Below are 25,413 nucleotides of genomic sequence, written 5' to 3' on the forward strand. Positions count from 1 at the left end.
TGTATATACTTAGTTCCACAAATGGTGAATACATAATCAAAAAGGAACCATGTTATGCAAGTCCTTTACCTAAAAAATACCTCGTTCGAGGTATTTTTTTATATGGGATAATTATGGTCCTTTGACATGGGAATTAGATTCATCTATATTTTTTCTGTTCGATATATGGCGTTTAGTATTAGTAATTATTAATCCGGTGCATTTAACCTGTTTAATTAGGGCAGAAATACGGCTTCTATTCGCAGCCAAATATTAGTTCCATTTAAATTTGTCCATTGCTGGGTGAAGAATACACTCACAAGCAATAAATGGAAAGGTTTGCATAAGCAGCCACATTACCCGCACCTTTGGCGCTTGCACATCGATCGGAAATCAGTAAACGAGAGTGCATTTGGCCACTGAAAAAACTTGACATCCAATTAAAAAAAAACGATAAATAAAATGAAAATTTATATCTCGCGGAAAATCCTATATGTGCTTACAATAATTGCACTTATGTGTTATAGCTCTGTTAAAGCTCAGCCTCCGAGAAAAGTAATCAGCTCTCATGAAAATGGCCAAATAGCAAGTATATTGTATTATGATACTAACGAAAACCCAGTAGGTATTTGGACATTTTATTATGATAATGGGCAGATTGAAAAAATTGGGGAGGTGGAAAAGGGAACTTTTGGAAAACCTATATTATATATCGGAGAGTGGCTATCCTACTATAAAAACAGTCAATTGAAAGCGAAAGGAAGCTATGAAGTCGGTTATAAAAGAGGTTTGTGGAAATACTTTCATGAAAATGGAAATTTGCAAGCTTCTGGAGCTTACGGAGGAACCGGCAGAATCGGTTTAGGAGAAGAGCAACAAGGTGAGTGGAAAATATATCATGAAAACGGAACACTGGAATTTGTAGGCAGTTTCCGTGATGGCAAACAAACTGGCGACTGGAAAGAATATTACGAAAATGGCATTTTATCCGTCACCGCTCGATATGAAATAAATTCGAATAAAGAGTCTGTATTAGATGGTGAAGTAATCTTATATGATGATAAGGGAAAATTAGAAATAGTGCAGCTTTGGAAAATGGGAAAGCTTGTCAGTTCAGAACTAAAGTAAACCAATCTCAGTATTCAGCACATTCGTAATGTTTTATGAAAGCAGACCAAAACCGTATCGACACCGCTCGAATAGAATTTTTCAGAAGAATGCTTGATTTTTTAAAATGAAAATTCACTCTGGTAAAGTTGATTTGCGTTTTAAGGCCTTTCCGTTTGCGACTTATGAAAATGATAAAAGCACACAATTCGACATATCATTTCAACAACCACGAAAACTTTGTGACGCACAAGAACAGACAAACGATTAACTAAAATCTCGTCAGATATTCACCATAAATCTACACTAACATGAAAAAATCAATTAGAAAACATCAAAACATCTTTAGTTGTATAGCCTTCAAAAAATGGAAACCGTTTTCAACAGTCCTTTGTCTCATTATATTAAGCATGTATTCATGTGAACGTGCTGACCCAGTGGCATCTCAGGAAAAAAGCAAACCTTATTGTTATTGGGAGAATGGTAGAGAGGTGTGTTATGAAACCCCGAAGTAAATTATCGATATAAAACCCCATGTAGTTATATCCTACTTGACAGTTAAACGGCCGAATCACCAGATGAACTGCACAGCAGAAGATCCCAGTCATTTTAGCGGTTTTCCGTTGAATAGTACCGCTACTTTGACTCCTTCTTATTTAATATATAAATATTTGCATTATACTAAAGATTAGTAATCCGGTGGGCACTCCGAGAGTTACCCTAACACAACATTGAAATTATCCGCTTAATACTAAATGATTATTCCGCTAAGGCGACAATTAAAAATGTGGATTATTTTTAATCCGCTTTTTTTATGTTCAAAAACATGCCTTTGCTGGTTCTTATACGCCAACTGGTGCAAAATAATTTAGGCATTAGTCCCTACCCCTCACTCTCGACAAGTTGTTTAAGCAGTTGAAATGCTTTTTTAGTAGCTCCTTCCATTTCAGTACAATATTCCTCAGGCATCTCGACTTTTACGTTTAAGGTAGTAATACCATCCTGTTCATCTAGCGTGTAACTCTCACTCATGTTTCCGAGGCTACGCCCTTCCTTACCTGCCATTAGCTCGTTTTGGTGAAGAAAGGTAATCTCTTTGTTCTCGATTATTGAGTCTATCCTACTTTCCATTCCGTTTTGATTGGGATCTAGAAATTGGATGCGACCTCCTGTTTTCAGATCGCCTACATAGTGAGAACCTGGTGTAAACGCTGCAGCCCATGTTTTGTAATGGTTCTTATCCCACATTACTTACCACACTTTTTGTGCGGGGGCATTGATTTGGACCGTTTGGTCAATGGTTTGAAACTTCATCGTATGATTATTTTAAAAGTGATAATATATTTTAATAAAAAATGCAAGAATGCAGCCAAATTTTAAACAGTATAGCACTGAAGATGAAGTCAATCGAGGTAGTAAAAGGAGAAACGGAGCAGAAAAAAATTTTAAGAAACTCTCCTAGTTTCGACCATGATGGGTCAATCCATAAGATCTGAGAGCAGTTCATAAGCGACCCTATCTTCCAGTAAAAATACTCACTCTACTTATTCTTTCCTTTGCGCACAATGGATCGTGACTGTCTGATCGTTAAATCTTTTGCGTCGTCTGAAGAGAATAAGTTCTTAGATATCTTCTTGGAGGACTACTTTAGCGACTATATTTCTTATTTGAGTACTGAGGTCTGATCCACGTAATTCTTTTCTAAAACATTGCCCAAGTGAATTTCAATGATTCCACCGTAATATTCCATTTTAACGACCTCAACTGTCAACCGTTTTGCTTCCTTTTTGTAACCCGCTTGAAAAATCACCTTTTCATAGTTTCTAAATCCGGTTATCCGCCCGATTCTGTCTTTCGTGCACAACCTTGAAATATTGTGCTGGCTGGCTTCTCTGTATTCAATGGTTTTTTCACCTGCAATGATCGGGTCAAAGTAAATCGTTTGCAGAATTAGAAACAATGGTTTCTGCTCTACTTTGGTAGATGTGGTCAACTTTGGTGAATCTTCTGAAGATTTTCTCTTCTGGGCAACGGTAAATGTGCGCAATCTCTGTTTTCGATTTTTCATACTTATTGCTTTTTCATAAAGCTAGTCAAATTTCGCTAAGCAGCACAAAGTCCAGTATATTCTCCTAGAATTGAATATCTGATAATTTCCGATTCGGAAATAGATAATGTAACTTTGCAGCTTAATTCTCAGATAATCATGAACAGAGTCACCATTCAAAGACAGTATTACTTCCGATTAATTTTTGCAGCCGCATTAATCGCAGTCTTAGCTTCTTTTATGGCTTATTCTCTGAAGATAATTACGGAATATTTTCAAGAACATATTTTTCATTTCATAAAATTACAAAGCTATCTGCTTTTTATTATAATTCCTTCGGTGGGGATTACCGCAATCTACTTTCTGAGGAAATACGTATTCAAGAATCGACGAAACAAAGGAATTCAAGAAATTTACAAAACCTTAGACCTTCGAAAAGAGCACTTGCCTTGGTTCAAAGTTCCTTCTCATTACATTAACGGTTTTCTTACTGTGATCTTTGGTGGGTCTACAGGAGTCGAAGTTTCTACTGTGGTCGCCTCCGCAACCATTGGGAATGGAATCTATAAATGGCAATTCTCTGCCAAAATGTACAAACGCGAACTTGTTTGCGCCGGAGTATGTGCGGGGGTAGCAATTCTATTCAATAGTCCTATTGCAGGTTGGCTATTTGCAGTGGAGGTCATTGCGCGTCGACTCAACAAAACAATTATTCTAAGTTGTACCGCAGCAGCCTTAGTCTCATGGGGTCTTCTAAACATTCTCGAAAGTGCGCCTATCATTCCTGTAAGTGTGAGCGATTGGAAATGGGGAGCGATTCCTTTTATGGCAATCTTAGGAGTTCTTGGCGCTCTCATGTCAATCTATTTTACATTCCTAGTCACAAGACTTAAACAATTTTTCTCTGGAATCAACAACAATTTCATTCGAGTGAACTTAGGAGCTCTCAGCGTTGGGAGCATGCTCTTTCTTTTTCCAATTTTATATGGAGATAGCTACCATGGGCTAAATGAATTGGCTGTAAATCCAGAAACCTACGCCATCGTTACCTTAGTGATACTCGCCTTTATTAAACCCTTAGCAGCAGCTCTAACACTAGGCGCTGGTGGAGATGGGGGAGTATTTGCACCTAGCATTGTCGCAGGAGGCTTTCTAGGATTAGCGTTCGCGCTGTTCTGCAACACATTCTTTGGAACCACACTTATCCCTTTAAATTTCATGCTTGTAGGCGCCGCGGCTATGCTTTCTGCCAGTATATACGCACCCCTAACCGCCCTGTTTTTAATTTGCAACCTTGTTCCAAATGGATTCACGTTGGCACTTCCTATCCTTGTAGGCTCTGTCAGTGCAAATTATTTTTCAAAATGGATCTTTCCTTATAACGTATATACCTACCAGATGCCCCCTTCTTTATCGGAAGAAACTCATTCGTAGGTCAAATCCATCCTCTTTTACTAATTCTTATCAATATTTCCTTAAATTTGAATATGAAAATATTAGTAGTTAACGGACCCAACTTAAATCTACTAGGCACTAGGGAGCCCAGCATCTATGGAACCCAAAGCATGGAGAGTACTTTAAGTGAGCTAGAAACTGAATTCTCTCAGTATGAATTTCAGTATTTTCAGTCCAATTCGGAAGGGGAATTAATTGATCGGATCCAAAAAGAGGATTTTGATGCCTTGATTATGAACCCAGGCGCTTTCACTCATTATTCCTACGCGCTGGCGGATTGCCTAAAGAATTGTCAAAAAACCAAAATCGAAGTGCATATAAGCAATATATACACAAGGGAAGAGTTCCGACACAAATCGGTTACAGCTCCCTATGTGAAAGGACTTATATCTGGCTTTGGTATGCAAGGCTACCGATTGGCCGTGCTCAGCTTACAAGACAAGGCCTAAACAAAAAATCCTCCATCTTTAGTAAGACGGAGGATTTTTTTATGATCAACAGGATTACAGGGTCGGACCTGCTGCAACCAGTCTCTTACCTTCTTCTGTATCCGTGTATTTTTCAAAATTCTTAATGTAGCGTGCTGCTAAATCTTTTGCCTTCTCTTCCCACTGCCCAGCAGTTGCGTACGTAGAGCGAGGATCTAGGATACCTTCGGATACATTAGGGAGCGCTTTAGGAATCTCAAGATTCATTACTGGGATTACATCTTTCGCTGCCGAATCAATCGATCCGTCAATGATGGAATCAATAATCGCTCTTGTATCTTTAAGGGAAATACGTTTTCCTGTTCCGTTCCATCCTGTATTCACAAGATAAGCTTTTGCTCCATGTTCATGCATCTTCCCAATTAGGGTTTTAGAGTATATCGTAGGGTGTAGCGTAAGGAAAGCTTCTCCAAATGCCGGTGAGAAGGAAGGTTTAGGCTCCGTAATTCCTCTTTCCGTACCTGCTAATTTAGAGGTATATCCACAAAGGAAGTGGTATTGAGCCTGCTCTTCATTTAGAATGGATACCGGAGGAAGTACTCCAAATGCATCTGCAGAAAGGTAAACCACTTTTTTAGCATGTCCTGCTTTTGAAGGAAGAACTATTTTTGAAATATGATGAACTGGGTAGGATACTCTTGTGTTCTCCGTGATACTTTTGTCCGTGAAATCACAAACTCCGTTTTCATCCACTACCACATTTTCCAGCAGGGAGTCGCGGCGTATCGCTTTGAAAATATCCGGCTCCTTCTCTTCAGAAAGGTCAATAACTTTTGCATAGCACCCCCCTTCAAAATTAAAGACACCGTTGTCGTCCCAACCGTGCTCATCGTCTCCGATCAAGTAACGTTTTGGATCTGCAGAAAGTGTGGTTTTCCCTGTCCCTGAAAGACCGAAGAATAAAGCAACGTCTCCTTCCTCCCCTACGTTAGCCGAACAGTGCATAGAAGCAATTCCGTTTAAAGGCAAATAGTAATTCATAATAGAGAACATTCCTTTCTTCATTTCTCCACCGTACCATGTACCTCCAATAATTTGTATTTTCTCCGTTAAATCGAACATGACAAAATTCTCAGAATTTAATCCTTGCTCTTCCCAATTTGGATTTGTTGTCTTCGATCCATTGATTACTACAAAATCAGGCTCTCCATACTTCTCAAGCTCAAACGAGGAAGGACGGATAAACATATTGGTTACGAAGTGAGCTTGCCAAGCCACTTCCATTATAAATCTTACTTTTAGTCTCGTGTCTGGATTGGTACCACAGAAGGTATCCACCACGTATAGTTTTTTTGCTTTAGAAAGTTGCTCTACAACCAAATCTTTACAGTGTCCGAAAAGCGCACTTGTGGTTGGAATGTTTACTTTTCCATCCCAAAAAATAGTGTCTTTTGTTACGTCATCTAGAACAATATAGCGATCCTTCGGACTACGTCCCGTAAACTCTCCAGTTTGCACCGAAATAGCTCCTGATTCCGTCAAAACTCCTTTTTCAAAACCTTGGTTCTCACTAGAGACTTCGTCTTTAAATAGAGTTTCATAGGACGGATTGTAAATAATCTCTTCATAACCCTTGATTCCCATATCATGCAGCTGCTGAATGATTTGATTGTTTTTCATAAAATTACTTTTTTTTTCGATTTTCTTTCAAGAATCCAAATTTACACTTATTGAAAACTTTTCACATGGGGAAGGTAATGATATTAATCAGATATTACAAAATTACAAATTTACTGTAACTTTCTTATTATCAATTGATTAATTCTGACCACTCGAAATAAGTTGGAAAACCCTTGTGCTGAAAATAGCTCTGATAACCCTCAAATTTGGCACTTAATACAAAATCGCCCCCCCAAGCACCCAGACTTTTTACAAAGGTAGGGCAGTCCGCAAAGTGCAGATTTCGGGCTGTATCAAGCTCTAAATGGGAGGAAAGCAAATCTTCATGCAAATTTAGGACCATAGAAAACTCCTCAAGAGTTTGAGAAACGGTAATCTTTTTTGTGATATCTGTAAATTTTGACACCAGGTTCGTGCTAATCGGTTTATTTCGATAATGCTTTATCCCTTCTCTTGAATTTTGTTTTTGATTCAAATGAATAAAAAGAAGCTCATTTTTGAACTTAAAATCGAGATCGATTGGCTGCACGACTCTTTTCGATTCTTGAATCTGAAAAAGAAGCGAATGCTTCTCTTGAGCTACTGCAATATCGTATCCACTTCCCCCTAAAGCCCGATCGTTTAAAGTGAACGCATTGATTTTAGCCCAATTCGCAAGGTTAGTCATGAGTGTGGAGCTGCTTCCAAGTCCATAATCAGAAGGGAACTGCAAATTAGTTTTTAAACGGTAAGAGCGCGTATCTTGCAGTACCTTTGAGGATGCTTTTTGAACCGATTGTAGAACGCTCACCACGAATAGAGAGGCCTCGGGATTATTGGTACTTACCACTTGCCATGTGGCATATTCAATCTCACAGCGAAGCCACAAGGTATCTTGGTGATACGCTTCCCAATAAATGCGTGATTTTGAATCAGACTCCTCTTCTGACCAAAGTTCTTGTCCCCATTTTGTAGGAACGGCTAAGGCCAGTGCGCCGTCGAGTACAACATATTCGCTGGTAAGTAAGAGCTTTCCTGGTGAGAAAAAAGACTCCATGGGACAAAATTAAATTGCGGAAGTCACTTGCGCTTCAGAATCAATTTTACGAATTAAGCCTTGCAACGTTTTACCCGGTCCTACTTCCATAAATAAGGTAGCACCGTCCTTCACCATGTTCTGAACGCTTTGCGTCCATTTTACGGGACCCGTTAATTGCGAAATTAAATTCTCTTTAATCTGCTTCTCATCCGTTACCGGCAAAGTCGATATATTTTGATAAATAGGAAGGGTAGCCTTTCTAAATTTAGTCGCTTGAATCGCTGAGGCTAAACGGTCTTGAGCAGGTTGCATAAGCGGAGAATGGAAGGCTCCATTGACGCTCAACATAAGTGCTCTTTTGGCGCCCGCTTCCTTTAGCTTCTCACACGCTAATTCAACTGCCGCAGTTTCTCCCGAAATCACTAATTGTCCTGGACAATTGTAATTGGCAGGGACCACGATTCCGTCAATTTGTTCACAAATTTCTTCGACAAGGGTATCGTCAAGACCTAAAATAGCAGCCATAGAACCTGGATTGCTATCGCAAGCGTCCTGCATGGCTTGAGCTCGTTCCGAAACTAATTTTAGTCCGTCTTCAAAAGACAAGACACCATTAGCCACCAAAGCGGAGAATTCTCCAAGCGAATGCCCGGCCACCATCTCTGCTCCTAATGCGTTTATCGCTTTTACAGCCGCCACAGAATGAATAAAAATTGCCGGCTGCGTAATGCTTGTTTTGGTCAAGTCTTCTTGCGTTCCACTAAACATCGTGGATAGAATATTAAACCCTAGAATCTCATTTGCATACTCCATCAAATCTTTGATGTCTTTTCTAGAATCATACAATTCCTTTCCCATGCCGACAAATTGTGACCCTTGTCCGGGAAACACTAATGCTTTCTTCATAATTAATTTAGTAAATCAAGGGTTATGTTTTTTTGCTCCTAAGGCACCAATCGTACCACACGGTATCCGGTGTTGATATAGGCCCCATTTCGTTTTGCACGGACGTATTCGAACTTGGTTGCAAGTTGAGTCTGCACTTTGTCTATCTGTTTAAAAACTTCCCCGTTTTTATTTTCTCTGCTTAGAATATCGTTGACCACGTCGAACCCGATAATTGCATATCTCGATGGACTCTTACAATACTTCGTTTCGTAGGCCGCTAAAATTTCTTTTTCAAATTTCCCCTCCATATTGACCTTTCTATCCATCAAATACACAAGATTGGCTTGGCTTAAAGCGTCCATTTGAGATTCGAAGATACTATTGTAGTAAAGGCTAAAGGCACGATTGCCTTTGATCTCCTTAGACATTTGAATCATGCGCTCACCAAATGCTTTTCCAAGAGAATCATTATTGGAGGCTAGAATGGCAATTACAGGTGTAGGCTGCCCGGTCATCATATTGGTTTCGCTTACAATATCGGCGACCGAAGTCACGATTGAAATGGAAGCATTTCTAAGGGATTTCTCTAGACCAGCTTTTACTCGGTTCGCCTGTGTTTTGTCAGAGTCTGCAACGATATACACCTTTTGGTTGCTGTATACTTTTACAGCTTCCTCCACAATGCGATCGGCATATATGTCTTCTTTCGTTTCTACAATAATTAAATTGCTGTGCCCATACAAATCTTCTGTATTCGCAAAGGGTGCCACTACTGGGATCTTTGAAGAGCTCACATAATCTAGCACCTCTACAATTCCTGATTTAAAGAAGGGTCCGATGATCAAATCAGTGTTTTCCTTCTGAATTTGGCTCAAACTATTTTTGAAACTGGCATCATTTCCAGAGTCCACTACATTAATGTTCAACTTTTGCCCACCGGCAGCACTGCGCTCAATGGCAAGTTTTGCACCGCTTAAAAAGTCACTTGCTAAACTACGGTATTTGCTATCCCCTGCATCAAATCCAAACGGAAGCATTAGGACCACATTTAATTGGTCGCCTGCTTTTTTGACGTATTGTGGATCTATAGATTTAATTTTTAGAACCATTCCTGCCTTTAGTCCACCGCTTAAAGAGGGATTTAAGGAAAGCAATTGATCTAGTGTAATTTTGAATTCATTCAAAATCCCAAAAACAGTGTCTCCACTACGTACTGTATAGGTTAGATAATCACCCGACTCTTCGAGGGCATCTTCTCTATTAACAGTCGTAACCGGTACGCTTTCAGTAACGGCAGGCTCAATCTTGGTCATCGGAACGGAATCGCCAGAGGATTTCGAGCTTGTACTCACGACCAGAAAATCTCCAGGTTGAAGTCCTTTGGATTCAAGCCCAGGATTAAGAGAGAAAAGTTCGGCTTGTGTCAGCTTAAACTTTCGGGTAATTCGATAATAATTGTCTCGAGGCTGCACTTCGTAACGCTCTTGGCCTTGCAAAAGATCGCTTACTTCTTCAGGTGCACTAGGTTGTTGTGTATTTACATTAGACGCGCTAACGACTACGGCAGATTCCGTACCGTATTTTCTAATGTTTTCAAGAGGAAGTACGACCTTATCTCCAATTTTCATATGAGAGTCGAGCTCTGGATTTAGTTTTCTTAAATCCGCTTCAGAAATACGATAGGTTTTTGTGATTCCGTAAATGGTTTGCTTCGGCTGAAGAACAATGACACCTGTAGAGGCTCCCGTGCTACTTTGTACAGAATTTTGACTGCTACCGCGAGTCACGGTAAGTACATCACCAAGTTTGATAGTCCCTTCAACAACGGAAGGGTTCAATCGGTACAATTCATTAATAGACAGGCCGTATTTTTTTGAAATATTATATGGCGTGTCCCCTTTTATGACGATGTGCGTGTCTTGGGCACTCGCCCCAAAACCTAACACAAAGGCAGATAATAGTAGGAATCTTTTTATCATATCGGTGTCTCTTGCTTGCAAAAATAACGCTTTCAAATTAAATCATCAGGATATTCACACCCGATTTTTCAACTTCCATCTGAAGGTAACAATTTTGGAGCCAATCTCTGCCAAATTCAGAGTAGAAGACACTGAAATTAAAGACCCTCTCCTGCCAGTTTTCACCCGGATGAACCTCCAAAAACAACTGCTCAAGTCTATCTAATTTTTCATGGTGCTTAATTTTCTCTGCGCGCAGAAGTCTTTTCTCCATTTTATCGAAAGAACGAAGCTGTCTTTTCTCTTCCGCAAGAACCAAATTCAAAAAGGTTTTGTCAGTTTCAAAGGCTCTAGATTTAAGGGTCTCAAACCCTCTTATAAGCAGTTCTTTTTGCTCGGTAAGCGTAGGATGAACTTGGGATTCCACGAGGAATTTACGATTTACAACCTGGGCAAAATTCTTATAGAAATCAGACACATGCAAATCCATACGCTCAATTTTGCCGAGCGTCTTTTCCGATATCATTAAAAACGAGTTGCGCGGAATCAAAAGGGGAAAATCTAAATTTAAATGCTGAAAATAGGATTTAAGCTCCATCCAGTACATGATTTCTGCATTTCCACCAATATAAGCCAGATTCGGAAGGACCGTTTCTTGATATACAGGTCTCATGAGTGCATTCGGGCTAAATCGTTCAGGATGCTTTTCCAATTCGTTAAAAAGTTCCTCCTTCGTGAATTTAAGCTCTGTATCCACGATCTCAAACCCCTCTAAACTACTCTGAATCCGATTGCGAGTACTTGAAAGGTAAAAAAGGTTGATTTCTCTTGGGTTAACCTGCGCTTTGCCGTAGGTATCTACAATCGTTTCTACCTCTTTCTTCGAATGCTGGAATAGAGCTTCGCTCTCCAACTCTTCTTTAAACGTGGAAATCATGGCTTTTTTAAGGCGGTGTTCATCTCCGTCCACCATGAGAAGTCCATAAACAGAGAATAAGCGGTTTACAAGGGTCTTGGTCGCATCGGTTAGACTCGTACCGTTCTCATACGCCTCTTTCATCCAACGAATTAATTCCGTTCCGTAAATAGAATGTTCAAACTGCTTTTGAAATTCATGAATAAAAAACGGCTCCTCTACTTCAATTCGTCCTACAGCCCCTCCCGATTTCGCCTTTAGTTCATAATACTCATCTCTTGTTTTGAAATGATTTATTTCTTCAAAATCATGATCCTCACTGGCAAGCCAAAATAGGGGAACAAAATTATACTGCGGAAAATTTACTTTTAAAAACTCAGCCGTTTTTAGGGTTTGCAAAATTTTATAAACAAAAAAGACGGGACCTGTAAACAAATTTAGTTGATGCCCTGTAACGACCGTAAATGTATTCTCTCCCTTGATCAGCTCAAGATTCGTCGTTTGCTTCTCGCTAAGTTCAAGCTCTTTGTGCTGGTCAAATAGAACCTCAGAAAGAATTTCTCTGCTTGAATTCGAAAAGGAATTTTTCTTCTTTTCGATTTGCTTTGCAAAATTCTCGAGGCTAAAGCGCTGCGCACTATAAGCCTCTAAATCGCCCTCCAAATAATCCTTAATTAACTTTGGAATGCTGTCGATCTGCGTAAAAGGTATGTGGGTGATGTTTTTCAAAATATTAATGAAATAAATTCCATACGATTCCTATGTTTAATCTAAAATCGTATAGAGGATAAAAAGGAGCTGTGTAAGATTTATTCTGCATAAAAGTAGCGGTTAAATTCTGACCTTCAATGAAAAATTGCATCGTTTTTACTTTCATATTAAAATAAACATCCACTATGGGTTCTCCTCCGATGGCATAGCCGGATGCACCTGGCAAAATAAATTCACTAACCACAGGCGAATATTCTCTAGAATTAAACTTTGAGAAATAGTAAACTTTAAGTCCTGTCATTACCTGCGCTGCATTTTTGAACGCGGGAGCTTTGTAGTACACATTCGCTCTTCCTATAAAATCCGGCATTGGAAACAAGTCCTTATTCCCAAGCGCGCTTTGAAATAAAAGCTTGGCATTGAGGTGGAATTTACCTGCAGAAAAAGTGGCTTCTCCTCCGATTTGCGTCACATCCAGTGAACTTTCAGCTTGGTTAGGTTGTCCGACGGAACTAAAATAGGTGTAATTATCAATCCTTAAATAATTTACGAGCGCTTTGGCATCAAACCACTTAAGACCCACTACACCTCCAACTTCTAGTACGCTTTCATTATTGAAACCTTTCAAGGCGTAATTGTAATTGACAATCGGGGAAGCCTTTAGCAGATAATTAAAACTTGGAGCCGCACTTTGGAAATTCACGTGAGCATCCACGATATACTCTTTAATAGGCTCAAAACTCAAATTGTTGTCCACTCTGAGGTAATTGCCAAACACTTTTCCATTGGAGAACTCTACACCCGATCGCAAGTGAAATTTATCCCAAAGATCCATCTGCAAGTTTCCTACTGCTCCTAATCGGCTCTCACTCCACTCCTCTCCTGCGAAAAGTCCTGTTTCTGAAATTTCGTTTAGACTTCCCAAGGTTAAATTCTGATGTCTGACCCCAGCATCTAATTTGAATTTTTCGTTATCAAAAACAAGGCTGACCGTGTTGCTTAAATTGTTGGAATAGGTCTTACTGCCCAGATCTCTTCCGGATTGAAGCATCTCAAAGTAAGTGATATCGTTTGCACCTAGATTAAAATACTGCTTATTTCCTTGGTGCATGATTGTATGACGAAGCTTAAAGGGGTATTTTTCTGGGTTAAAAGGTGTGAAACTTTGACTCAAATAATACCGTCTTGCTGAAAACCGGGAATCCGAATTGTTCAAATTCACCTCTAGGTTCTCGCGGTTGTTAAATCTTGAATCGCCTCCTAAAAACAAATCTAAATCTCGAATTCCACCGTACTCCTCGTTATTTACATTTTGATGGATGTAATGCGCAAATGCTTCGTATTTGCCGTTTTCCGATCGATAATGCGCCGAGAATAGCGTATTGTTATTTGCGGCTAAACTATTGGTGTAAAACCCTTGGGATCGGAGCCCCATGTACTCGATAGCAAAATTGAAATTCTTTCCCACATTCTGTGTATAGGTGGATTGCAGTGCAGCACCGTTACGCATTGCGGTATGGTAAATAAAAGAAGTCGTTGGTGTTTTTACATCGTAGTATTTGATTTGTTCTTCTGACAAATAAAAATGAGACTTATTACTTGGTAGTAAGGTCAGAGCCTGCTCTTTCTTTCTTGTTAAGACCAAATCCTGAAACCCAGATCCAATATTGGCAAATTGAATCTTACCGAAATTATCCTGGTTATTGTATTGTGAAAATTTAAAGGTTCGATCTGCCGTAAAGGTAGTATCGAAGACCTTGGTCTCCCCATATTGCGTCCTAAAACGATAATCCTCAATGGTAGGTTTAAAGATCTTCATGGAATCCTTTTCACCGTTGTCCACTACCAGCGTATCGGAATTGTTTATTGTACGGTCTGTCTTGTTTACAACCTGTGCATTAAGACCAACCGCTAGAAATAGAAAGCAAATTATGTATTTCATCAAATGGGAATCTACTGCAAATTTAAGAAATCAAATCAAATAAAAAGACCCCGTCATTTGACGAGGTCTAAAAGGTTCATTGAAAAAATTTAATGATCCATTTTTTTACAAATCATTCTGGGTGACCACACCTTTTGAATTGTTGATTTCGGTTTGTGGAATTAACCAAATCCAGCAACTATGATTGGCCGGCAGTACATTCAGTGATATCGTATTTGGACTAAAAAACAATAGCGTCCTAAACGTTTAAAAAAAGAGAAAAAAAGAGGGTTAAGTTTTGTATCTCAGTTATCTTTGAGTTGCACAACAAAAAACCACCCTCTTATGGCAAATATAACACTGTTTTCTCAAATAATTTCAAAATTAGACCGATCAAAATTCAACCAATTAGTTGCCAAGAAAGAAACGGACAAACACAACAAAGGATTCAGTAGTTGGAATCATTTGGTTTCAATGCTCTTCTGCCAATTTGCCAAGAGCCAGTCTGTTCGTGATATTAGCAACGGACTTCGCAGTGCTACAGGAAACTTAAATCATCTTGGAATCAACAAAGCACCATCAAAATCTTCAATTAGTTATCAAAATAAAAATCGTTCGCATGAACTCTTTAAAGAGTAATATTTTCAACTGCTCCAAAGTTTAGGACAGCATCCTAATTTTAAACAAGTCAAATTCAGAATTAAGTCAAAGATTTTTTATTAGACTCCTCGACGATCAGTTTGTGCTTAAGCTTGTTTGATTGGGCAAAATATAAGACCGCTAAAGGTGCAGTCAAAATGCACACACTGCTTGATTTTGATGGCAATTTACCCGCTTACATTAATATCACGAACGGAAAAACAGCCGACAACAAAGGAGCTTACGAGATTCCCCTTTTAAAAGGTAGTGTCATTGTTGCAGATCGATTTTACAATGATTTTTCTCTTCTAAACGTCTGGGACAGCAGCGGAGTGTTTTTTGTAATTAGGCACAAGGAGAATTTGCAATTTACCACGAAAAAGGAAAATGAACTGCCCGAAAATCGCCATCACCACATCTTAAAAGATGAATTAATTGAGTTGAAAAATGAGTCTTCAAAAATTAAATATCCAAACCAATTAAGACGAGTATCGGTTTGGGATGAAGCTAATGAACAAGTTATTAAGCTTATTACCAATCAATTTTCTTGGTCTCCCAACACGATTAGCGAATTGTATAATAGCAGATGGCAAGTAGAAATATTTTTCAGAGACATAAAACAATTGCTTCATATCAAATCATTTATAGGCACATCAGAGAATGCAGTGATGATTCAAATTTGGACGGCATTAATTACCATTCTGATCCTAAAAGTCTTAAAAGCAAGTTCTGAATTTGATTGGTATTTATCCAATTTAGTAGCCTTTATACGATTGAATCTCTTTGTTAAAATTGACTTGCAAAAATGGCTAGACAAGCCCTTCGAGGAGTATATAGAACCACCTCCAAAATCAATACAAGGGGTTCTATTTTAAAAAAAGACCATTTCATAGCCTAAACTCAATGAAATGGTCAGATTTGCTATGTGCAAATTTTACTTAGGACAGGATTGCTAAAAAACATAAAAATATTTTGAGCTAACCGCTAGCAAATACATCCCCAACGTGAACTTTCACCTCCCCGTAAGTTCCATGCGCCGCTGAGAAAAAAGCGCCCTACTTTTAAATAGGGCGCATATCATTTGCAAATTACAAATATTATATCTCAAATCTTAACGATTCGCATTAATTGCAGGATCAATGTTTGGATTTGCATCAAGTTCTGCCTGAGGAATCTTTAAGAAGAATCTCTTATCATCTGGCATCATAGGATTGTTTGCTAAATTCACACGGTGCCAAGAATCTCTTGGTATACCTCTTCTAAGTCTTTTAGCATCATACCACTCTACACCAATTTCTCCATACAATTCCTTTTTCCTTTCTGTTAAAATTTCTTCTAACAAAGCGGGTCCAGTACTGCTAGATTTTACAGCCAGTGGATCTCTGTTCTTTTGCAATGTATAAAGCAAATCGTGTGCTGCAGATGGGCTTGTATGATAAAGCGCTTCCGCTTCAATTAAGATCATTTCAGGAGTTCTGATAAGGGCTAAATCGGCATCAAATGCGAATCTAAACTTCTTTGTGTACCATTCTCTATAATCGGTAATACCTGCTTGCGTTTTTGCAAATTGGTTACGAACATCAGTTGCTGAAAATAAGGCAACAAACGATTTGTTTATAAACGTATTATTATAAGCACTTTCTGTTCTTGTGTAGAAACCATGAGGTGCTAAATAATAATATGTAGATTGGTCTGCAGTCTGTGGATCTGCTAATAACCATTCCACACCTTCATCCATGCTATCAAATCCTGACTGATAGAAACTTGGGCTTAGTGCAGCTGCAGCGCTACCACCGTATGCTAATTTTGCATAACTCCCTGCTTTTGTCCAGTCACCCATCACCTGATACACTCTTGCTGCAACAGCGTAGCTTACTGCTTTGTTGAAATAAGATTTATTATCTCTTGCGTTAGTACCAATTGAAATTGCTTTTTCTAAATCATCAGTGATGAATTTGTACATTTCCTGCATTGTACTCATTGGATTACCTTCTAATGCACCTGCATCCGTATAGATCGGAGGAGCTGGCAGTGAAGGATCAAAAGAATAAGTATGCTGGAACTCTAAGCTCAATTCAAAATAAAAGTAAGCACGCATTGTATACGCCTGTCCTAATAACTCATTTTTCTCTGTATCACTAATCGCTGTACTTTCTTCCACTCCTTGAATAAAAGCATTTACTTGATTAATTAACGAATAAGGGAAATTCCAAGTAAAAACAGTACGTCTATAGTTAGGTTCTCTGTTATCGTTTTCATAGTCGAAAGCGAACCAGCTTCCATTGTTTATTGTAGTGTTCCCTTTATTTTCACGTGCAAAATACATCGCACCTAAATTACCTGAGTCGGTCGAGGTAAACTGCCCACGTGTTCTTCTAAGAATACCAGCGATGTGTGCTTTTGCTCCTTCATAAGAACCGTATGCCACATCAGGAGTAACCGTGTCTGTCGGCGCAGGTTCATTTAAGTATTCTTCACGGCATGATTGAACAAAACCAATCAAAAGTACTAGTAAAATTAATTTTATATTTTTCATTGTTTTAACTTCTTTTTTTATTAAAATCCAAAATTGACACCAAGCGAAATAGTTCGTAGGTTGTAGGATCTACTGTTTGTCGTTCCTGATAAACCTTGTTCTGGATCAATACCTTCATGCGACTGCCAAGTCCATAGATTATCTCCTTGCAAGAAAATCTTAAGGTTGTTAAGTCCCATTCCTTCTATTAGATCTTTGTTTACGTTGTACCCTAAAGTTACAGCCTTTAATCTGATATAATCATTGTCAAACAAGAATCTTGTTGATTGTGACGTATTCTGATTGTTGGACGCAATATTCATCGGTACATTCGTAATATCTCCTGGGTTTTTCCAAGAATTTTTAGTATCCGCATGCTGCTGTCTACCATCACTTGAGAATCCACTCATTAATCCTGCATACGTAGAGTCATAAATTGAACCTCCGAATGCAAAGTTAAACAATGTGTTTAGTTCGAAATTACTTACACGGAAGTTATTTGTTAAACCTCCTCGGAATTTAGGTAAAGAAGTACCTGTGTAAATACGACTTTCTTCTAGGTTTGCTAAATTATAATCTGAAGTAACTTCTCTCGTTTCATTACCATTCGCATCGGTTACAGTATGATACCATGTTCCCATTCCCGTCTGAGGATCAACACCAGCCCATTCTGCAAGGAAGAAATCGTAAAGAGAACGTCCAACTTCCCATCTCTTAGTTCCGTTGATGAATGAATCTTGAGTTAACTCAGTAATTTCATTTTTCTCGAAAGTCATGTTTAGGTTAGTTCTCCAAGTGAATTTATCTGTATCAAAGTTTAGTGAGTTGATACTAAATTCCCATCCGTAGTTTCTTAATGCTCCTACGTTTGTTGTGATGGAAGTGTTACCTGTTGAACCAGGAAGTGGCTTCGCGTAGATAAGGTCAATAGACTCCTTGTTAAAGTAATCCACGTCAGCAGTAATTCTGTTGTTGAAGAATCCAAGCTCTGCTCCTGCATTAAATGACGCTGTTTTCTCCCAGGTTAAGAAGTAATCTCTTGCACCTCCTAAAAGGATACCCGTTTGATCTAATTGATTCCATCCCGTATTGTACACAGATAAATAAGGGAAGTAGCTTGATGTCGCATTGTTACCAAGCTCACCATAAGATGCTTTTAGTTTTAAATGATTCATTACGTCATTTTGGAAGAAATTCTCGTTGCTGACTACCCATGCACCTCCAACAGAATAGAAGGTTCCCCATCTAGTTTCTGGAGCAAATCTTGTTGAACCATCTGTACGTATTGAACCTTCAACAAAATATTTATTAGCATAGTTGTAAGCAGCTCTTCCTAAATAACCAACAAGTCTTTCTTGGTTGATGTAACCTCCCACTCCTTCTGGAACTGTAGAACCATTAAGTACATATACTTCTGGTAAGTAACCTGTACCTTGTGCACTTAAAGCATCATAGCGATAATCCATGATTTCAAAAATTGCTTGAGCATCTACAGTATGTAAACCAAATTTCTTATTGAAGTTTAAACTGTTTGTCCAGTTAATTGTTTTCGCAAGGTCTCTTCCCTGAGAAACACGACCACCTACACTCTCAGCGTTTCCATATGCATAGTGGCTATATTCATAGCTGTCGTATGTATACAATTGGAAAGACCCCTGAGATCTTAATTTTAAATAATCAGTAAATGTTACTTCTGCAAATCCATTTGCAAAAACGTCATAGCGATTATTTCTTACTTGGTAGTTATAAAGTGCACCTACAGCATTTTCATTATTTAATGTACCTCTTTGCGCATTAAGTAATCTTCCAGAAGAAGCGTTATTTCCGTAATCATACTGCTTATTACCAAATGTATCATAGATAAATGAACCACTTTCGTCTCTCATATAGAGAGGGAAAATATTAGGCATTGTATAAATCCACTGAACAGCACTTTGGTACGTGCTACCTGACTGTGTAGGATAGTTTTGTGAAGAAGATGTAAATGAAGAATTCAATCCAACTTTCAACCAGTTGTTCACTTTGGATTCTACATTCGCTCTAAATCCAAGTCTTTCGAATCTTGAAGTTTTCACGTTACCATACATGTCTAAGTAGTCAGCTCCTAAAAAGTAAGTTGTGTTTTCACTACCTCCAGATAGATTAAAACGATGTTCTTGCTTGATAGCAGCTTCATTTATAATCGCTTTTTTCCAGTCCGTATCCCAAAGAAGATTAGCCCCGTTTACGATATTTCCATTTGCATCTACCGGATTTGCAACATCATATGGATTGTATCCTAGTCTATTGATTAACTGATTTGATGCAAATTGACCTGCTGTTGCAGCATCTGCACCGTTGTTATACATTTCATTGTTCTTCAAGGCTTCCCATGTACCCTTCAAGAAATCTCCTGCCCCTAAAGTTTCGTGAAACTTAACTGCAGATGTAGACACACCTACAAGCGATGTTACACTAACTCTTGGTTTTGAGTTTAGTCTACCTTTTTTAGTAGTAATAATCACAACCCCATTTGCAGCTCTTGATCCATAAAGTGCAGTTGCAGAAGCATCCTTCAATACACTTAATGATTCAACTTGATCTTGTGGAATTGAATTTAAGTTTCCACCGTAAGGGGATCCATCTACAATAATAAGAGGTTCAGCGCTTGCGTTGATAGACGAAATACCTCTAATGTAAATAGTTGGATTATCTCCTGGCATACCACCAGTAGAAATTACATTTACCCCAGCAACAGTCCCTTGCAAGGCACTTAGTACACTAGTCGCTTGCTGGCTTTCGATGGTCTTCTTATCAACAGTCGCAACGGAACCGACGATCGCCTCCTTTTTTTGACTACCAAAAGCAACAACCACTACTTCTTCAACATTCTGTGTTCTAAGAGAATCTTTTTGTGCTAATACCGTTTGACTACCCAAAAAGAATAGCGCACCTGCGGTTAACACCTGTAGTTTTACATTCATATTAACAAAATTTAATATTATATTTCCGCAAATATGTTAAAAAATTTTAACACACGCAAACTTTTCTAATATTAACATATTTCATTGATAGGAAAGCTCCTACCTTTTTACGGAAAATTGAATATTAACCCTCATTTTATGTCAGTTTACTAGCGGTTTTTGCGATATGCAAATATTTGAAATTTACAATACTATTTCTTATTTATATTGATTACAAATAATCGCATATGGCTATTTTTCAGAACCTTACGACAATAGTACTTCACATGTAAAGCAAAAAAAACCAGCTGATTTCTCAACTGGTTTCTTAATAGTATCATAAAGAAAACTATTTAAGTTTCTTCTTGACTGCAATTTCTTCGTAAACTTCTAGTACATCGCCAACTTCTATGTCGTTGTATCCCTTTATATTAAGTCCACATTCGTAACCTTTCGTTACTTCTTTGACGTCATCTTTAAATCGTTTCAAACTCTCGAGATGACCGTCGTGTTTCACGATACCGTCACGAAGAAGTCTGATTTTCGAGTTACGAGTGACTTTTCCAGTAAGGACCATACATCCTGCGATGGTGCCCACTTTCGATATTTTAAAGACTTCACGGATTTCGACGTTTCCAATGACTTGTTCACGTATTTCAGGAGATAACATCCCTTCCATCGCTTCTTTCACATCATCAATCGCATCGTAGATAACAGAATAGGTTCTAATCTCAATCTCTTCTCTGTCCGCAATCTCTTTTGCACTGACTCCTGCACGAACGTTAAATCCGATCATGATGGCATCTGATGCTGTAGCGAGAAGCACGTCGGATTCTGTGATCTGACCTACTCCTTTGTGAAGGATATTGATTTGAATTTCCTCTGTCGATAGTCTTTGCAACTGATCCGAAAGCGCTTCTACTGAACCGTCCACGTCCCCTTTCAGGATAATGTTAAGTTCTTTAAAGTCTCCAAGAGCAATACGTCTTCCAATTTCATCTAATGTAAGGTGTTTCTTGGTTCGTATCGATTGTTCTCTTTGAAGCTGCTCTCGTTTGTTTGCAATTGATTTCGCTTCTTTTTCATCTGCAAAAACACGGAATTTATCCCCTGCAGTAGGCGCTCCATCAAGTCCTAAAATAGTGACTGGAATTGAAGGTCCGGCACCCTCCATGGTTTTCCCTCGTTCGTCCAACATGGCTTTTACTTTCCCGTGGTTTTTCCCCGCGAGTACATAATCTCCTAATTTCAGAGTTCCCGATTGAATTAATACCGTAGAAATGTAACCTCTACCTTTGTCTAGGGAAGCTTCAATCACGACCCCTTGTGCATTTTTATCTGGATTTGCTTTTAGTTCAAGCATTTCCGCCTGCAATAGAACTTTTTCTAAGAGTTGGTCTACATTGGTACCAAATTTTGCAGAAATCTCCTGAGCTTGAACATTCCCTCCCCAATCTTCTACCAAGATATTCATGGCCGAAAGTTGTTCACGAATACGATCCGCATTGGAGGTTTGCTTATCAACCTTGTTGATTGCAATAATCATCGGTACACCTGCTGCCTGTGCGTGAGCAATCGCTTCCTTGGTTTGAGGCATCACGTCATCATCCGCGGCAATTACAACGATTACAATGTCGGTGACTTGCGCCCCTCTAGCTCTCATCGCTGTAAAGGCCTCGTGACCTGGCGTATCTAAGAATGTAATTCTTTGACCGTTTTCTAATTTTACATTGTACGCTCCAATATGCTGGGTAATCCCTCCGGATTCTCCCGCAATTACATTGGCCTTTCTAATGTAATCCAGAAGGGAAGTTTTACCGTGGTCAACGTGCCCCATTACGGTCACAATTGGTGCTCTAGGTAAAAGATCTTCTTCTCTGTCTGGTACTTCTTCTTCCGCAGCCTCTTCAAGGTCTGCATCCGAGAATTCAATATTGTATCCAAATTCATCCGCAACCAATTGAAGCGTATCCGCTTCTAACCTTTGGTTCATGGTTACCATTACTCCTAGAGAGAAGCAAGTGGAAATCACTTCCGTTGGGCTTACATCCATAAGAGAAGCAAGTTCTCCTACGGTAATGTATTCGGTTACTTTTAAGGTTCTGTCTTGCGCGTCAATCTCTTGCTGTAGCTCGTCTTGCTCACGTCGAACGGATCTTTTATCTCTTCTGTGTTTTGCTCCTTTGCTCTTACCTCCTTTGTTGGTAAGCTTTTCTAGAGTTTCACGAATTTGGTTTTTAACTTGCTCGTCGGTAAGCTCAACCGGCATCACGCGCTCTCCGCGACGACCTGTGCCTTTTTTGGCTCCCCCTTGATTCGGACGATTCTGACCTCCCCCTTGGTTCGGGCGATTTCCTCCTCCTTGGTTCGGACGGTTTTGATTTCCGGTGCCGCCTGAAGCTTGTGTTCCTGGCGTAGCCGGTTTTTCAATCCTCTTTCTTTTCTTCTTCTTATTTGCAGCATCTTTACTCTTCGATTGGAATTGAGTAAGATCGACTTTTTGTTGAAGAATTTTCGGACCGTCTAATTTCTTATATTGTGTCTTAAGCATTTCAGACTCATGTCCTTCCGGAGAATCCACTGTGTCTTTTGCCGGTGTAGCGGGCTCTTTTACCACTTCTTTCACGGGCTCTTTCGCTTCAGGTTTCGCCGGCTCAGCGTGCGCCTCCACTTTTTCCACTTTCGATTCTACGGGCTCTTTCACTTCTTTCACCTCTTGGGTTGGTTTTGCCTCTTTGGGTTGAGTCTTCGGCTTTGGCTTAGAAGAACTATCAATCTTAGAGAGATCGATTTTTCCAAGCACATTGAATTCGGTTTTGGCCGCTTTGATCACCTCTGGCTCTTTTTCCACGGGTGCCTCGGGCTTTTCTTCTGCTTTTGGAGCAGGTGCTTCCACGGGAGTACCTGAAGCTGCTTCCAAATCAATTTTACCAAGAATTCTCGTTTCTGGCTTTAGACTAGCTTTGGCTCTTATGACCTCAGGCTTCGTCTCCTCTAGTTCTAGCTTCTCTTCTGGAACCTTAGAGATGACAACCTCATGGGATGCTTTTCTTTGTTCCCCGTCTTTGGCGAACTCAGCTTCCAATGCAGAATATGCCGCTTCTTCTAATTGAGCGTTCGGGTTGCTTTCGACCTCGAAACCTTTAGACTGTAGAAATTCCACCATCCTTGACATCGAGATATTAAACTCCTTAACCGCTTTATTTAATCTAATTTTTGGCATTTATACTTTTAACTTTTGTTTTTAATGGGGCTTCGAAGTGAACTAGAGTTTATCGCTTCTTAATCCTCAAATTCTTCTTTAAGAATTTGCTTCACTTCTTCTATGGTCTCCTCTTCAAGGTCAGTCATGTTTATCAAACTGTCCGTGTCTTTGTCCAAGACACTTTTTGCAGTGTTAAGACCCACTTTTTTAAATTCATTTAAGATCCAAAGTTCGATGTCATCAGAGAACTCGCTTAATTCAACGTCGTCTTCTTCAACGGTCTCACGGTACACATCAATCTCAAAATCACTTAACCAGGAAGCAAGACGAATGTTTTGTCCATGCTTACCGATCACTTTCGAAATTTCCTCAACCGGTGTATACACAAGGGCGTATCCCGAGTCTGGATTAATTTCTATTTTATTGACAGTGACATTCCCAAGGGCTCTTTTTACCATTATTTCAGGATTCTTAGACCATTGGATCACGTCTATATTTTCATTTCTTAATTCACGAACTACTCCGTGAATTCTAGATCCTCTCACCCCTACACAGGCACCTACTGGATCAATTCTATCGTCGTATGCATCTACAGCGATTTTCGCTTTCTCACCCGGGATACGAACTACTTTCTTCAAAATAATCGTTCCGTCTTGAATTTCTGGAATCTCCAATTCAAGAAGTTTCTCAAGAAACTTAGGAGCGGTACGAGAGACAATAATTTGAGGTTTGGCCCCCTTAAAATCAACACTCTCTACAATGGCTCTTACGTTTTCTCCTTTCTTAAAAAAGTCTGAAGGAATTTGGTTTTCTTTTGGAAGAATAAACTCATTTCCATCGTCATCTAAAAGAATCACATGTTTGTGGCGAATGTGGTGAACTTCTCCCACCACAATTTCTCCGATTCGATCGTGGAACTGCTCATAAAGAAGCGCATTGTTATGTTCTTGCAATTTGGTAGCCAAAATCTGCTTCAAAGTTAAGATATTTCTTCTACCTAACTGCGCCACGGGAATTTCCATGGTGAAATCTTCTCCAACCTCAAACGTAGGATCTATTTTTTTCGCTTGCGAAATCTCAATTTCCAAATCGTCGTCTTCAGACATTTCATCCTCGACAATCTTTTTATTTAGGAAGATTTGAAAGTCTCCCTTATCTGGGTTTACAATCACATCAAAATGATCGTCTGAGTCGTATCTCTTTCTTAGTAGCGTTTTTAGGGAATCTTCGATGATGGCCATCAGGTCAATTTTACTGATACTTTTCTCATCTTTAAAATCGCCAAACGCTTCAATTAAAGCTAAATTATCCATTACTTTGTTCTTATTAAAAGTTTCATGTTGCCTTTTCTTTTCTCTGCTTTTTTAAAGCAGTCCGTTTTAAAATTTAAGTGCGACGGTGGCTTTCTTGATGTCTGTGAGTAAAATCTCACGTTCTTCTTCCACGTCCACTTTTCCTTTTCCAATTTCTTTGGGTTTTCGGTAGCGTAGGATTAAGGCTATTTTATCCTCTTCCACACGGCTAAGTTCTCCCTCAACTTCCGTTGAATCTTGAAGAACCACGCTTAAGTCACGTCCAATGTTTTTACGAAATTGTCTTGGTCTCGTTAGCGGTTCGCTAAGTCCTGCGGAACCTACCTGCAAACTAAAGTCTCGCTCTTCGCGGTCTAGATTGAATTCGATCGCCCTACTAGCGTCCAGACAATCTTGCAGAGTTACGCCATTGTCTCCGTCTAACACGACGTTTACCTCATCAGAGGTTGAAATTTTCAAATCTATCAGAAACAAATCTTCTCTTTGCTCTAGAAAATCATTCAATAACTGCTCAATCTGCTTTTTAAATTCCATGTTCAAAATATTTCGAACGAAAAAAGGCTTTCTACGCGAAGGCCTTTTCATCTGTTCTCTAAATCTTCGGCAAAGATACATAAATAAATAGTAACTTCAAAATTAATGGATTAACCCATGCGCTAGGCGTATCCACGGGAAGAAAACGAAGTAAATC

At 39.2% G+C, this 25,413-nt stretch carries 16 protein-coding genes and 1 pseudogene; 4 read left to right on the forward strand and 13 right to left on the reverse strand.

Features of this window, described 5'->3' with window-relative positions:
* Positions 1–441 precede the first annotated feature (441 nt).
* Positions 442–1,107 carry a toxin-antitoxin system YwqK family antitoxin gene (locus AC3IRX_RS06495; RefSeq protein WP_489209061.1) on the forward strand — a complete coding sequence of 222 codons (666 nt, stop codon included), beginning with the start codon at positions 442–444 and terminating at the stop codon, positions 1,105–1,107.
* Positions 1,108–1,968: 861 nt separating this feature from the next.
* Here the strand turns inward: AC3IRX_RS06495 and AC3IRX_RS06500 are convergent.
* Complete coding sequence (locus AC3IRX_RS06500; RefSeq protein ID WP_489209062.1) at positions 1,969–2,334, reverse strand: SRPBCC domain-containing protein; 366 nt, start codon at positions 2,332–2,334, stop codon at positions 1,969–1,971.
* A gap of 415 nt (positions 2,335–2,749) precedes the next feature.
* Entirely contained in the window at positions 2,750–3,154 is a 405-nt protein-coding gene (locus AC3IRX_RS06505) for a hypothetical protein (RefSeq protein ID WP_489209063.1), read from the reverse strand.
* Between the two features lie 138 nt (positions 3,155–3,292).
* Between AC3IRX_RS06505 and AC3IRX_RS06510 the strand changes: the two genes are divergently transcribed.
* Together AC3IRX_RS06510 and aroQ are read left to right on the forward strand one after the other, a co-directional pair.
* Positions 3,293–4,567, forward strand: a complete 1,275-nt coding sequence (locus tag AC3IRX_RS06510) for a chloride channel protein (protein WP_489209065.1) — start codon at positions 3,293–3,295, stop codon at positions 4,565–4,567.
* Positions 4,568–4,620: 53 nt separating this feature from the next.
* Positions 4,621–5,037, forward strand: a complete 417-nt coding sequence (aroQ, locus tag AC3IRX_RS06515; RefSeq protein WP_489209066.1) for a type II 3-dehydroquinate dehydratase — start codon at positions 4,621–4,623, stop codon at positions 5,035–5,037.
* A 54-nt stretch (positions 5,038–5,091) separates the two neighbouring features.
* On the opposite strand, the gene pckA is transcribed toward aroQ, so the two are convergent.
* From pckA to AC3IRX_RS06545, 6 genes are all read right to left on the reverse strand, one after another.
* The gene (gene pckA, locus AC3IRX_RS06520) at positions 5,092–6,696 is read right to left on the reverse strand and encodes a phosphoenolpyruvate carboxykinase (ATP) (protein ID WP_489209067.1); all 1,605 of its coding nucleotides are present in this window, start codon (positions 6,694–6,696) and stop codon (positions 5,092–5,094) included.
* A 130-nt stretch (positions 6,697–6,826) separates the two neighbouring features.
* Positions 6,827–7,732 (reverse strand): GYDIA family GHMP kinase, encoded by a 906-nt coding sequence (locus AC3IRX_RS06525; protein WP_489209069.1) that lies wholly within the window; start codon positions 7,730–7,732, stop codon positions 6,827–6,829.
* 9 nt (positions 7,733–7,741) lie between these two features.
* On the reverse strand, positions 7,742–8,620 hold the full coding sequence (fabD, locus tag AC3IRX_RS06530) for an ACP S-malonyltransferase (RefSeq protein WP_489209071.1): 879 nt from the start codon (positions 8,618–8,620) through the stop codon (positions 7,742–7,744).
* Positions 8,621–8,658: 38 nt separating this feature from the next.
* Complete coding sequence (locus AC3IRX_RS06535) at positions 8,659–10,581, reverse strand: LysM peptidoglycan-binding domain-containing protein (RefSeq protein WP_489209072.1); 1,923 nt, start codon at positions 10,579–10,581, stop codon at positions 8,659–8,661.
* Between the two features lie 37 nt (positions 10,582–10,618).
* Entirely contained in the window at positions 10,619–12,205 is a 1,587-nt protein-coding gene (gene bshC / locus AC3IRX_RS06540; RefSeq protein WP_489209074.1) for a bacillithiol biosynthesis cysteine-adding enzyme BshC, read from the reverse strand.
* 4 nt (positions 12,206–12,209) lie between these two features.
* Complete coding sequence (locus AC3IRX_RS06545) at positions 12,210–14,129, reverse strand: putative porin (RefSeq protein WP_489209075.1); 1,920 nt, start codon at positions 14,127–14,129, stop codon at positions 12,210–12,212.
* Between the two features lie 324 nt (positions 14,130–14,453).
* Here AC3IRX_RS06545 and AC3IRX_RS06550 point away from each other — a divergent pair.
* Positions 14,454–15,622 (forward strand): annotated as a pseudogene (locus tag AC3IRX_RS06550) (IS4 family transposase).
* 236 nt (positions 15,623–15,858) lie between these two features.
* Here AC3IRX_RS06550 and AC3IRX_RS06555 read toward each other — a convergent pair.
* The 5 genes from AC3IRX_RS06555 to rimP all read right to left on the reverse strand — a co-directional run bounded on the left by AC3IRX_RS06555 (position 15,859) and on the right by rimP (position 25,256).
* Positions 15,859–17,283 (reverse strand): RagB/SusD family nutrient uptake outer membrane protein, encoded by a 1,425-nt coding sequence (locus AC3IRX_RS06555; protein WP_489209077.1) that lies wholly within the window; start codon positions 17,281–17,283, stop codon positions 15,859–15,861.
* 20 nt (positions 17,284–17,303) lie between these two features.
* Positions 17,304–20,225, reverse strand: coding sequence for a SusC/RagA family TonB-linked outer membrane protein (locus tag AC3IRX_RS06560; RefSeq protein WP_489209078.1), 2,922 nt, complete (start codon positions 20,223–20,225; stop codon positions 17,304–17,306).
* A gap of 328 nt (positions 20,226–20,553) precedes the next feature.
* Complete coding sequence (gene infB, locus AC3IRX_RS06565; protein ID WP_489209080.1) at positions 20,554–23,427, reverse strand: translation initiation factor IF-2; 2,874 nt, start codon at positions 23,425–23,427, stop codon at positions 20,554–20,556.
* Between the two features lie 59 nt (positions 23,428–23,486).
* Positions 23,487–24,722 (reverse strand): transcription termination factor NusA, encoded by a 1,236-nt coding sequence (nusA, locus tag AC3IRX_RS06570; protein WP_489209082.1) that lies wholly within the window; start codon positions 24,720–24,722, stop codon positions 23,487–23,489.
* A gap of 66 nt (positions 24,723–24,788) precedes the next feature.
* A complete protein-coding gene (gene rimP, locus AC3IRX_RS06575) occupies positions 24,789–25,256 on the reverse strand; it encodes a ribosome assembly cofactor RimP (protein WP_489209083.1) in 468 nt (155 codons plus the stop codon).
* Positions 25,257–25,413: the final 157 nt, after the last annotated feature.

The sequence above is a fragment of the Epilithonimonas sp. KH_059 genome (genome assembly GCF_057838485.1).